This is a genomic window from Serratia sp. CY27727, assembly GCF_052169275.1.
Classification (GTDB): domain Bacteria; phylum Pseudomonadota; class Gammaproteobacteria; order Enterobacterales; family Enterobacteriaceae; genus Serratia; species Serratia sarumanii.
Genome location: NZ_JBJNLB010000003.1, coordinates 383,326 through 395,598, shown reverse-complemented (window position 1 = coordinate 395,598; position 12,273 = coordinate 383,326). Strand labels below are relative to the sequence as shown.

The 12,273-nt window shown below is 61.1% G+C and carries 11 protein-coding genes; all 11 read right to left on the bottom strand.

The features are described from left to right. Positions 1–40: 40 nt before the first annotated feature. Positions 41–463, bottom strand: coding sequence for a hypothetical protein (locus ACJ8HB_RS11510; protein ID WP_047569526.1), 423 nt, complete (start codon positions 461–463; stop codon positions 41–43). A 56-nt stretch (positions 464–519) separates the two neighbouring features. Further along, on the bottom strand, positions 520–1,482 hold the full coding sequence (yjiA, locus tag ACJ8HB_RS11505) for a GTPase (RefSeq protein WP_047569524.1): 963 nt from the start codon (positions 1,480–1,482) through the stop codon (positions 520–522). 21 nt (positions 1,483–1,503) lie between these two features. Then, on the bottom strand, positions 1,504–1,707 hold the full coding sequence (locus ACJ8HB_RS11500) for a YbdD/YjiX family protein (RefSeq protein WP_004953088.1): 204 nt from the start codon (positions 1,705–1,707) through the stop codon (positions 1,504–1,506). Positions 1,708–1,921: 214 nt separating this feature from the next. Further along, positions 1,922–4,102 (bottom strand): carbon starvation CstA family protein, encoded by a 2,181-nt coding sequence (locus tag ACJ8HB_RS11495; protein WP_047569518.1) that lies wholly within the window; start codon positions 4,100–4,102, stop codon positions 1,922–1,924. A 261-nt stretch (positions 4,103–4,363) separates the two neighbouring features. Further along, positions 4,364–5,248 carry a LysR family transcriptional regulator gene (locus tag ACJ8HB_RS11490; protein WP_047569515.1) on the bottom strand — a complete coding sequence of 295 codons (885 nt, stop codon included), beginning with the start codon at positions 5,246–5,248 and terminating at the stop codon, positions 4,364–4,366. 27 nt (positions 5,249–5,275) lie between these two features. Further along, positions 5,276–5,968, bottom strand: coding sequence for an MgtC/SapB family protein (locus ACJ8HB_RS11485; protein ID WP_047569513.1), 693 nt, complete (start codon positions 5,966–5,968; stop codon positions 5,276–5,278). Between the two features lie 112 nt (positions 5,969–6,080). Beyond that, entirely contained in the window at positions 6,081–6,860 is a 780-nt protein-coding gene (locus tag ACJ8HB_RS11480) for an ABC transporter ATP-binding protein (RefSeq protein WP_047569511.1), read from the bottom strand. 584 nt (positions 6,861–7,444) lie between these two features. After that, positions 7,445–8,527, bottom strand: coding sequence for a porin (locus ACJ8HB_RS11475; RefSeq protein ID WP_060427275.1), 1,083 nt, complete (start codon positions 8,525–8,527; stop codon positions 7,445–7,447). Positions 8,528–8,559: 32 nt separating this feature from the next. Next, positions 8,560–9,351 carry an ABC transporter ATP-binding protein gene (locus ACJ8HB_RS11470; protein ID WP_094859863.1) on the bottom strand — a complete coding sequence of 264 codons (792 nt, stop codon included), beginning with the start codon at positions 9,349–9,351 and terminating at the stop codon, positions 8,560–8,562. A 15-nt stretch (positions 9,352–9,366) separates the two neighbouring features. Next, positions 9,367–10,893 carry an ABC transporter permease subunit gene (locus ACJ8HB_RS11465; RefSeq protein WP_094859862.1) on the bottom strand — a complete coding sequence of 509 codons (1,527 nt, stop codon included), beginning with the start codon at positions 10,891–10,893 and terminating at the stop codon, positions 9,367–9,369. A gap of 678 nt (positions 10,894–11,571) precedes the next feature. Further along, positions 11,572–12,261 carry a trehalose-6-phosphate synthase gene (locus ACJ8HB_RS11460; protein ID WP_033652815.1) on the bottom strand — a complete coding sequence of 230 codons (690 nt, stop codon included), beginning with the start codon at positions 12,259–12,261 and terminating at the stop codon, positions 11,572–11,574. Positions 12,262–12,273 lie beyond the last annotated feature (12 nt).

The following is a 12,273-nucleotide window of genomic DNA, read 5'->3' as shown; positions in this document are numbered from 1 at the left end:
TTGGGGAAAGACATAATCGCGTACCCGCCTTTTTCAGGTGCTACAACGCTTGAACCCGTCCCTTCGACAAAGCAAAAATCCCCAGCGCGCTGCCCAACGCCAGGGCGCTGGCGGCTGCCGTGGATAGCGCGAACTCGCGCGTGTAGGGCAACAGCAGGCCAGCCGCAGAGATGCTGCCCAGCAGCAGGCTAAAGAACAGCGCTTTTTTACGATAGGGCGCCTTAAGGTTGAGATAGGCGGCGACGGCGCAGACGATAAGTGTTCCGCCGACGACGACCAACAGCGGCAGGATGATGAGCGCCCCGGCGAGGAGATTGGACAGCCCAACGTCCCCCACGCCGGCGTAAGAGACAATAAGGAACATGATGCCGATGGCTAATACCGTGCTCAGTTTGATGACGATATAAGTGCTCGCGCACAGGTTAAGCGCCTTTAATGCTACTAGCATCACGTTGTTTGCCATCGTTCATCCTTGAGTTTGTCGGATAGGGGCCGCGTTGGTCTGGGGAATGGTTTATCTTACCCCAACGCCCCAATCCTTCCTCGAATCTCCTCCTCCGGCAGATCCACGCCGATGAATACCAACGTACTCTTGCGATCTTCCTCAGGCAGCCACTCCCGATCCCAGTCGGCGTTATACAGCCGCTGCACGCCCTGGAACAGCAGGCGGCGCGGCTCGTCTTCGATAGACAGAATGCCTTTGTAGCGCAGCAGGTTGTCGGCGTATTCCAGCAGCAGGCCTTCCATCACGTCGGAGATTTGCATCAGCGGCAGCGGCCGTTCCAGCGTCACCACAATTGAGCGGATGTCGCTCTGCGGCTGCGGGATGCGGCGGAACAGCGGGGCGGATGGCGTCAGGTTGAGCTTGTCGTTCAGCGTAAAGCCTTCGATGTCGAACAGCACGCTCAGATCGATATCGCCGTGCGTCACCTGGTAGACCGGCGCGCGGGCGTTCATCCGCTGCAGCCGCTGCATCAGCGCTTCGCAGTCCGGCGCCACGTCGGTTTTGGTCAGCAGGAGGCGGTCGGCGTAGCCCACCTGCGCCTGGGCGATGCTGAACTGGCTCAGCTGTTGGTCGGCGTGCGCCGCGTCCACCAGGGTGATGATGCCGTCCAGCAGGAAGCGCTCGCACAGGATCTCGTGCGAGAAAAAAGTCTGGGTAATCGGGCCGGGATCGGCCATGCCGGTGCATTCGATGATCAGCCGGTCGAACGCCAGCTGGCCGCTGTCGGCGCCGTCCAGCAGATCCAGCAGCGCGTCCGCCAGTTCGTTGGATTTGCTGCAGCAGATGCAGCCGTTGCTCAAGGTGGTGATGCGGCTGGCGCGATCGCCGATCAGCGCGTCGTCGATCGGCACTTCGCCGAACTCGTTCTCGATAACCGCGATTTTATAGCCGTGTTCGGCGTTCAAGATGTGGCGCAGCAGGGTGGTTTTGCCGGCGCCCAAAAAGCCGGTCAGGATGGTGACTGCGATGGGTTTCATACGGGTCCTTGTGACTGCGGGTTAACAGCAGCGCATGCCGCCTTTGCCGTCGCCGCCGTAGCGCGCTTGCTGGCGCTCGCGGAAAAATTCTTTATAGGTCATCACCGGCTTGTCCGGGTGGTTGTCTTTCATGTGCTGGACGTAGGTATCGTAGTCAGGCACGCCCACCAACATGCGCGCCGCCTGCCCGAGGTACTTCCCCGCCTGGCCGAGATTTCCGAACATAGTTTCTTACTCCCAAATACCCTGCTTACCCTTCGTCTTTCGAACCGCAGCGGTGTTGGCTGCACTCCCGAACCCCAGTCACTTACTTGAGTAAGCTCCTGGGGATTCGCTCACTTGCCGCCTTGCTGCGGCCCGAAATCCTTTGGGTAGCGGTTAGCTTTCATGTCGGTACTGCATAACTGATTTCATTATGCAGGGTATCCGTTAAATCACATCAATGCTGGGTCGAAACTTTGACCTCCCCCTCAGTTACGCCGTCGGCGGGCGCGGCCTGCGGCACCGGCACGTAAGGCGTTTCCTGGTCGGTGCGTTTCGGGTTCTTGTGCGCCGCCAGCGCGGTTTTCACCCCATAGAAGATGATGCTGTACACCACCAGCAGGAACAGAATGCTCAGCCCGGCGTTGGTGTAGTTGTTCACCACGATGTGGTTCATGTTGGCGATCTGCTGGGCGCTCAGCTCGGCGCCGCCTTCGGCGATCTTGCGTTTGTACTCGCCGGCCAGGAAGAAGAAGCCTTCCAGCTGCGGGTTGTCGCTGAACAGCTTCAGCCCCAGCGCGTAGGTGGTGCAGATCAGCAGCCACACCGCCGGCAGCACGGTCACCCAGATGTATTGCGCGCGCTTCATCTTAATCAGCACCACGGTGCCCAGCACCAGCGCCACGGCGGCCAGCATCTGGTTGGAGATGCCGAACAGCGGCCACAGGCTCTTCACGCCGCCGAGCGGATCCACCACGCCCTGATACAGCAGGTAGCCCCACAGCCCGACGCAGCCGGCGGTGCCGACGATGCCGGCCACCAGCGAGTCGGTTTTCTTCAGGAACGGCACGAAGTTGCCCAGCAGATCCTGCAGCATAAAGCGGCCGGAGCGGGTGCCGGCGTCCAGCGCGGTCAGGATGAACAGCGCCTCGAACAGAATGCCGAAGTGGTACCAGAAGCCCATGTTGGCGCCCGGAATGATCTGGTGGAACACGTGGGCGATACCCACCGCCAGCGTTGGCGCGCCGCCGGCGCGGTTCAGCACCGAAGGTTCGCCGATGTCGGTGGCGGTCTGCAGGATCTGTTCCGGGCTGATGACGAAGCCCCAGGAACTGACCGCCGCTGCCGCGTGCACGGTGACGTCCTTCAGCGAAGCCATGATCATCGGCGCGTCTTCGGTGCCCAGGCGGTGCAGATCCGGCATGGTGATGCCCAGCGCCGCCGGCGGGGTGTTCATGGCGAAGTACAGGCCCGGCTCGATGATGGAAGCCGCCACCAACGCCATGATGGCGACGAAGGACTCCATCAGCATCGCGCCGTAGCCGATAAAGCGCGCGTCGGTCTCATTGGCCAACAGCTTCGGCGTGGTGCCGGAGGCGATCAGCGCATGGAAGCCGGAGACCGCGCCGCAGGCGATGGTGATGAACAGGAACGGGAACAGGGTGCCTTTCCACACCGGGCCGGTGCCGTCGACGAACTGGGTGACCGCCGGCATTTTCAGCTCAGGGTTGAGGATCACGATGCCGATCGCCAGCCCGACGATCACGCCGATCTTCAGGAAGGTGGCCAGGTAGTCGCGCGGCGCCAGGATCAGCCACACCGGCAGCAGGGCGGAGACGAACGCGTAGCCGATCAGCGTGAAGGTGATGGTGGTGTCTTTAAAGGTCAGCGCCGGGCCCCAGTACGGGTCGTGCGCCACCACGCCGCCGAACCAGATGGCGGCCACCAGCAGCACGATGCCGATGACTGACACTTCACCCACGCGGCCGGGGCGCAGGTAGCGCATGTAGATGCCCATAAACAGCGCGATTGGCACGGTGGAGCAGACGGTGAACACGCCCCACGGGCTTTCCGCCAGCGCTTTCACCACGATCAGCGCCAGCACCGCCAGGATGATGATCATGATCAGGAAGCAGCCGAACAGCGCGATGGTGCCCGGTATCGGCCCCATCTCTTTTTTGATGATCTCACCGAGCGAGGCGCCGTTGCGGCGCGAGGAGATGAACAGCACCATAAAGTCCTGCACCGCCCCCGCCAGCACCACGCCGCCCAGCAGCCACAGCGTGCCGGGCAGGTAGCCGACCTGCGCGGCCAGCACCGGCCCCACCAGCGGCCCGGCGCCGGCGATGGCGGCGAAGTGGTGGCCGAACAGCACGTTCTTGTTGGTCGGCACGTAGTTCAAGCCGTCGTTGTTGACCACCGCCGGGGTGGCGCGGCCGGCGTCCAGCTTCATCACTTTGGTGGCGATGTACAGGCTGTAGTAGCGGTAGGCCACCAGATACACCGCCACCGAAGCGACGACGATCCACAGCGCGCTGATGTGTTCGCCGCGGCGCAGCGCCACCACGCCGAGGCAGGCTGCGCCGAGTATCCCCAGCAGCATCCACGGAATGTGCTTTAAAATCCCCTCTCGTTTCATGAGGTATCCTTAATTCCAGTCTGCAAAATATGAATGAACTCATCCGCTTGTAAGAGATGTCAGAGTGGCGCGGCGAGCCGTAGCGTCTTTCCCGAGGTAAGGCGGGTTTAGGAACAGCTCATCATCGCCGGGGGTGAGGGGGGAAGACAGGCGTATTTCGGTCAGCGGTCAGATCCGCCGGGTGAACGGTTGGATTGGCGGGGTAAGCGGTTGGCGATCTGGAGAAGAGATTCGGCCGCCGGCGGGCGACGGCCTGTCTCCTCAGGCCGTCTGCATGGTCTGCAGCAGGTGGATAAACGCGGCGCTGAGCGGCGGCGTCGCCGGCTCATGGCGGGTAAAGACGTAAAAGCGCGCGCTGATGTCTATCTCCTGCGTCGGGATTTTCTGCAGGTGCAGCTGCGGGGCGTAGTGCGCGACCACCCGATCGCTCAGCAGCGCGATATAGCCTTGCTGCCTGACCAGGCACCAGGTCGCCAGAAAGGAGTCGGTCTCGACGATCTGGCCGTGCGGCGTGTAGCGTTCGGCGATCTCGCGGATGGCGGCATGCCCCACCGAGCAGGAGCGCGGCACCACCCATTTGGCCTCGGCCGGCGGCTGCCCGGCTGCGGTAAGATCGCCTCCCTGATAGAGCGAGAAGCGCTCGCTTTTCAGCGCCTGCATGGCCAGATCGGCGCCGCCCGCCGCGCCGTTCAGGCTGCTGACCGCCAAATCCAGCTCGCAGTTTCGCAGCCGGGCCAGCAGGCCTTCCGGGCCGTCCTCCACCACCGTCACCCGGGTATGCGGGTAGCGGCGGTTGAAGCCTTCGAGCACCTGAGGCAGATAGCAGAGCAGCGGATCGACGCTCATCCCCACCCGCAGGCGCTTCTCGCCGTCAGCGCTCAGGCCGCGCAGTTCGTCAAACGCGTTGAGCAACTGATTGGTGGCGGCGTCTATCCGCCGGTAAAACAGCTCGCCGACCGCCGTCAGGCGCACGCCGCGGTTGCTGCGCTCCAGCAGCCGCGCACCGATGGTCATTTCCAGCTCTTTCAGCACCCGGCTGAGCGTCGGCTGCGAGATGGCCAGCTTTTTCGCGGCCTCGTGCAAGCTTCCACAGTGGACAATGTCCTTGAACATCGTCAGATGCGCCAGCTTTGGCATGGTTTTCATGGTTGATCTCCCTGGAAGTGAAAGGCATCAGCCGGAGCCGGCGATGCGGCTGTAATAGGCCTGTTTCATCATGCTGTCGTTCAGCAATTTATTGATGGTCTGGTCGAGCACCGGCGTGGTGACGGAGGCCGGCATCAGCGTGGCGGTGATCTCCACGTCGTCGTCGCCAAAGGGTTCGATATCCAGATGCGAGATAAAGCAGTTTTCCCCTTGCAGCACCTGTTTGAATTTGGCCAGCGCCTCACGCTGCTCATGCTCGAAGGCAATGACGCAAATCTGGTAGGTGGATTCGCCGTTAAGGTCATTGAAGGGCTGTTTGTTGACCATATTGACCAGCGGGCGCAACAGGGTATTGGCGGCGAGCACGAACAGCGTGGCGGCCAGCGCATCGCCGTACAGGCCGCAGCCGGCGCAGGCGCCGACCGCCGCGGAGCCCCAGAGCGTGGCGGCGGTGTTCAGGCCGCGAATGTTCATCCCTTCCTTCATGATGGCCCCGGCGCCGAGAAAGCCGACGCCGGAGACCACGTAGGAGATGACGCGCACCGCGCCGCCGCTGCCGTCGATGGTCATGGCCAGATGGACGAAGATCGCCGCGCTGGTGGCCACCAGCGTGTTGGTGCGCAGCCCGGCGGTGCGCTGGCGGAACTGTCTTTCGTAGCCGATGGCGGCGCCCAGGACGGACGCGGTCAGCAGCGTCAGCAGTGTATGAATGAAATGCATGATAATAACTCGATGTATTATCCGCTTATCATGAGCCACCCGTGGTGGGGTAACTCTTGATAAACAGGTAGTTAAGTTGGCGGGGTTCCGCCCCGCCAGTCCAGGGCGGCGCTCAGTGCGCGGCGGCGATCTGCCGGCTGAGCGTCTCGCTGATTTTGTCCGTCAGCGGCTGCATCCCCTCGCGGGTGCGCGCCTCGCGGCGCTGCGTGATGTGATAGCAGCCGTCGAGGGTGCCGGCGCCCAGCAGGAGGATGCGGTCAGACATCATCACCGCCTCCTCTACGCTGTGGGTGACCAGCACGATGGAGCGGGTTTTGATCTGGCGCGTGCTCCAGATACGCAGCAGATCGCTGCGCAGGTGTTCGCCGGTATAGACGTCCAGCGCGGAAAACGGCTCGTCCAGCAACAGCAGCATCGGTTCTACCGCCAGCGCGCGCGCGAAGCCGACCCGCTGGCGCATGCCGCCGGAAAGCTCGCGCGGGTAGGCGTCGCGGTAGGGCGTGAGCCCGACCAGATCGAGCATTTTCAGCGTCTGGGCTTCGACCACCTGCGGCGGCAGATCCTGCGCCTGCAGCCCGAAGGCGATATTTTGGTAGACGTTCAGCCACGGGAAAATGGCGAAGGTCTGGAACACCATGTTGATCTGCGGATTCGGCCCCGAGATTTTTTTATCCCCCAGCATCACGCTGCCCAGATCCGGCGCGATCAGGCCGGAAAGAATGCGCAGCAGGGTGGATTTGCCCGAGCCGGACTGCCCCAAAATGCTGACGACCTCGTTGTCGTAAAGGCGCAAATTGATTTCATTCAGCACCAGACGTTTTTCTTTACCGGTAGGCTGAACGCTTTTGCTGACGTTATTGACCGTCAGCAGCGTGGTTTTTTTTACCATCATGATCCGTCTCCACCCAATTAAAATATGAGCATGGAAAAAGGGCCGATATTTATCGCCGGGCAGGCGTAAAATAAATGCGGGTGCAAATAAGCCTGACCGTTATCGGACTGTTAATACGCTTATGCTGGAGGGGTTAGCCCATCGGGCGTGCCGGTGCGGCATGCGCGGAGGCCAGAGGCTGAAGGGTAAAGCGAAGGGATGCTATAACTGACTCATATCCTGACACTTTCAGGATGCAATGGGATGGCTATTGCTCCTGTGACCTCAGCGATTCCAACAATAAAATAAACAACCAACTGTCGCCGTCCATATCATTCTCCCGTTATTTTTCGTGTGGCCATAATACGCGTGCCATAGCCTGTTATTCAATGTGGTTACGCCGAATTATGGCGGCAAAATGTAATTTAATATGAATGCGAGAAAGATTTTCTTTATTCATTAAACGGGGCGTAAACGGAAGGCGCGAGAATGAATATAGGCATCATTTTATGGAAATATAAACCTGAATTAAACGAGAGAATAAGAGGCCAGCGGAAATTCACATAATAAACCGGCCGGAGAGCGCCCTCCGGCCGGGATGGGGATCAGAACTGATACATGATGCCGGTTTCGACGATGTCGTCGGCGCCGGCGCCGACGGCGTTCTGCCGTTGCAGCAGGTTGAGTTTGTACTCCACGTAGGTCGACATGTTGGCGTTGAAGCTGTAATTCAGCGCCAGATCCAGGTATTTAACCAGATCGGCGTCGCCGATGCCGGGCAGGTTGCGGCCGCGCGTTTGCAGGTAGGCCAGCGAGGGCGTGACGCCGGAATCGAAGTGATACTGCGCGACCGCCTCGACGGCGTCTGCGCGCGGGGCGAAGCCGGCGTAGCGATCGCCGTCGACGTAGGTCATGTTCTCGGTACGCGCGTAGCTTGCCGCCAGGTAGAGGTTGTCCTGGTCGTATTTCAGCCCCAGCGTCCAGGCCCGGGCGCGATCGCCGTCAGCCAGGCCGAAGCGCTGTTGCGCCAGCGTGCGCGCAGAGTTGGCGTAGGCGGCGCCAACGTTGAGCCCCACGCCGGTGTCGTAGGTGGCGGAAAAGGCGTAGCCATCGCCGTTTTGCGTCTGGATATCCTTCGCCCGTTGAGCGTCGTCCCCCCGATTCTTCCCCTGATATTGCAGGCCGAGATCCAGGCCGTCGACCAGACCACCCAGGCTGCGGCTGTGGTAGGTCAGCAGGCCGTTGGCGCGGCCGGTCATAAAGTTGTCGGCCGTTTCGTAGCTGTCGTTGCCGAATTCAGGCAGCACGTCCGTCCAGCCGGCCACGTCATACAGCAGGCCGTAGTTGCGGCCGTAATCCAGACTGCCCCAGTGGCCGAACGTCAATCCGGCAAAGCCCAGGCGGGTATAGCTGTCGCCCGGCCCGGCGCTCTCCGGCTGATCGAGCCCTGCCTGATATTCCCATTGGCCATACCCCGTCAGCCCGTCGCCGATCTGCGTCTCGCCTTTGAAGCCGAAGCGGGTATAGGAGCGGTCGCCGTTATTGTCGGCGTCGCTGCTGAAGTAATGCACGCCGTTCAGTTGGCCGTACAGATCCAGTTTATTGCCGTCTTTATTGACGATTTCCGCGCCGGTGGCGGCCGCCGGCAGCAGGATGACCAGCGTCATCAGCACGCTTTTATGGTTCATTTCAGTTCCCCAAGTGGATGAAAACAGGGCCGTTAACCGGCCGATTGCGCTTGCGCGATTTTTTTGTAAAGACAGCTGCGGATCCGATCGGTGAGGTGCCGCAGGCTGTCCCGGCTGCGCGCCGCACGCGGGAGATTGACGCTGAATTCGTCGTCGATCCGTTTGCTGGTTGCGTCCAGGATCAGCACCCGATCGGACATCAGCACCGCTTCTTCGACGTCGTGCGTCACCATCACCATGGCGCGCGTGCGCAGCCGGTTGTCTCCCCACAGCGCCAGCAGGTCGCCCCGCAGTTTTTGCGCGGTAAAGATATCGAGGGCGGAGAAGGGTTCGTCCAGCAGCAAGAGGTCGGGCTCTACCGCCAACGCCCGGGCGAAGCCCACCCGTTGACGCATGCCGCCCGAGAGCTCGCGCGGCCAGGCGTGCTCATAGCCGGTCAGGCCCACCAGGCGCAGCAGCGCTCCCAGCCGCTCGGCGATCGTCTGCGGCGGCAGCCGTTGCGCCAGCAGGCCGAAGGCGATGTTGTCGTACACCGTCAGCCAGGGATAGAGCGCGTAGGACTGAAACACCATGCCGACGTTGGCGCTCGGGCCGTCGACCGGTTTGCCCGCCAGCGTGAGCGTGCCGCTGTCCGGTGGGATCAGCCCGGCCAGCATGCGCAGCAGCGTGGACTTGCCCGAGCCGGATTGCCCCAGAATGGTGACGAACTCGCCGGCGTGCGCGGTCAGCGTCACGTCGCGCAGCACGGGTTTGGGGCGCTTGTTTTCGCCGATAAACGTCTTGTTCAGCCGGCTGGAGCTGATAATTACCTCTTGAGTCACCATGTTGTTCCCCCTTGATCAGTCATATTTGAATTTGGTTTCCGCGATGCGATACAGCGGTTGCCAGACGAAGATGATGCACAGCGCCACCAGCGCGCACATGGCGGCGCAGCCCAGCGCGGACTCCGGGTTCTTGCCGGCGTCGGTGACCACGGAAATGAACGCGCCCAGCCCGGTGGCGCTGAGGGTGGTGCTGCCCCACTGGATCACCTCGGCGGCGATGGCGCTGTTCCAGGCGCCACCGGCGGCGGAGATGATGCCCGTCACGATGTAGGGGAAGATCGCCGGCAGCATGTAGTAGCGCCACCAGCGGAAGCGACGCAGCCCGAAGGTTTCGCTGACTTCGGTGATCTGCGTTGGAATGGCGGAAACGCCGGCGATCACGTTAAACAACACGTACCACTGGGTGCCCAGCATGATCATCGGGATGGCCCACCAGCCCAGATCCTGATGATAAATGGCGATGAAGGCGGCGATCAGCGGGTAGAAAATGTTGGGCGGAATGGCCGCCAGGATCTGGATGATCGGCTGGAAGATCTTCACCAGCCGCGGATTCATGCCGATCCACACCCCCAGCGGCGTGAAGATCGCCACGCTGAGCAGCATGGCCGCGGCCACGCGCGCGGTGGTGAGCAACATCCATTCCGGCAGCATGGCGAAGTACTGTTTGGGGAAGTATTCCCACAGCCGGTAACCGAACCAGACGCAGGCCAGCACCACGCCGAGATACCACAGGCTGCGCCACAGCCAGTTCCCCTTGGCGGCGAGCCTGAACAGGCGGTGCAGGCCGAGGGCGTACCACAGCCGCGGCAGCTTGAACAGCCACAGGTCAGCCAGCGCGCGCAGCGTGTGGCCCAGCGCCGCACCGACGTGCGAAAAGGCCAGACTGTTGTAAAACCACGGATTGCCGAGCGGGCGATTGGCGGTGACGTCTTCGTATTTGAAGCGCGCGGTGTAGCGCACCAGCGGGCGGAAAACCAGCTGATCGAGCAGCACGATGTTGGCGGCCAGCGCGACGATCGCATACAGGATCGCCGGCACGTTCTGCTGCGCCAGCGCTTCGGCGATATAGGAGCCGACGCCGGGCAGTTCGACCGAGCGATCGCCGACCGGAATGGCCTCGGAGGCCACCAGGGCGAACCAGGCGGCGGATTGCGACACCATGGCGTTCCACAGCAGGCCCGGCACCGAATAGATGAACTCCAGCCGCCAGAAGCGTTGCCACGGGTTGTAATTGAAGCTGCGTGCGGCTTCATCCAGCTCCTTGGGCACGATGCGCAGCGTCTGATACAGCGTCAGCATCATGTTCCAGGCCTGGCCGGTAAACACCGCGAAGATGGCGGTGCACTCCAGCCCCATCACGCTGTGCGGGTAGAGGTTGAGAAAATACACGGTCGTGAAGGTCAGGAACCCCACCAGCGGCACCGACTCCATAAAGTTGACGAAGGGCAGGATCACCCGGCGCAGCGGCGTATAGCGTGCGGCCAGCACGGCGAATACCACAGAAAACAGCAGCGACCAGGCCATGCCGAGGAGAAAGCGCATGCTGGTTCTGAGCGAATAATAAAGCAGGTTCCAGGCATCAAGACTAATGGCAGAGACGTTTTGTTCATTGAAGTCACCGTGCATGTCACCCCAGGCACGAATAAAAAAGGCAATGAAAAAAACACCGATGGCGATAACGATAAAGTCATTTAAATAAGACTTTCTGAAAACAGATGTACCCCGGTTATTTTGCATAACGCAATACCTTATTTTTCCCATAAGAAATCCGTCGGCGCTCGGGGAATATGCCCGGCGACACCAGATAAATACCGCTGTAGCGGTGAGACAGACGTTGTTTTCGCAGCGAGGCGATGGGTGGGCCGGCAGAGTGGGAAAGGCCGTCAGAAGGGGAACGGTTGCCGCATTCCGTGTCTTTCAGAATGCAACGCGGATGGCATTACTGAAAGACGCCCAATAGCATTAGCGTAAGACTAAAACTTTCATCACCCATGGGGCCCTCCTCGGTTTAAATATGGCAGGGAAAGGGTAATGTTTTTCGCCAATAAAAAGCAATTGGCGCCGCGCGGTTTTTACGGTTGATGTGTAACAGGATAAATATTCATTTTTTAATCGCTATATCCGGAAAATAAAATAACGCATTGTGGTGGCGATAAAGACGGGAAAAATAAATCGCGGCGAAATAAAACGGCGCGCCTGAAGGGTGCGCGCCGCCGTAAATCAATAAACCTGCCTGCCGTTGATGCCAGCGGGGAAAATGCCGGTGGCGAAAATATGCCCGTTGGCCTGGATCTGGTCGTCGGGCAGCATCTCCAGCGGGAACTCGGCGGCCAGGCAGCTGAGAAAGGCATTGCGATCGTCGGTGGTGGTAAAGCCAATCAGATCGTAGAACAGCAGCGAGGCGATCAGCTGGCGATGTTCCGGGATGCGCCGCAGCAGCGCCGCCGACGGGAACGGCAGGTGGAAGAAAAACGCGCAGGCGTTAAGCAGCCCTTGCTCCTTCAGCGCCTGGGCGCAGGGCAGCAGCTGGTAGTCGTCGATGCAGACGGTATCGCCGGGGCACAGGTGCTCGCAGGCGATATCGGCAAACCGGCGGTTCAGCTGCCGATAGGCGCGGTAGTTTTCCGGCGTGAAGTGCGCCTTCTCCGGCTGGTTGTGGAACACCGGCCACAGGCCGTCGTGGTAATAGCCCTGATAGTGGCGGCGAAACTCCTCGATCGACAGCGGAAAGGTCACCTGATCGTAACCGGCGCGCTGCCGGCAGCTGATCGGGCGCTGCGCGAAATTCTGCACGTCGCCGTTCCAGCCGAGCCACAGCCCCGGTTCGGCATCGGTCGCCAGCGTCTGGCCGGCGCAGGCCAGATCCTTACCGTCGCACTGCTTGTTGGAAATCAGCACTAAACGAGACATGGGGTCTCCTCA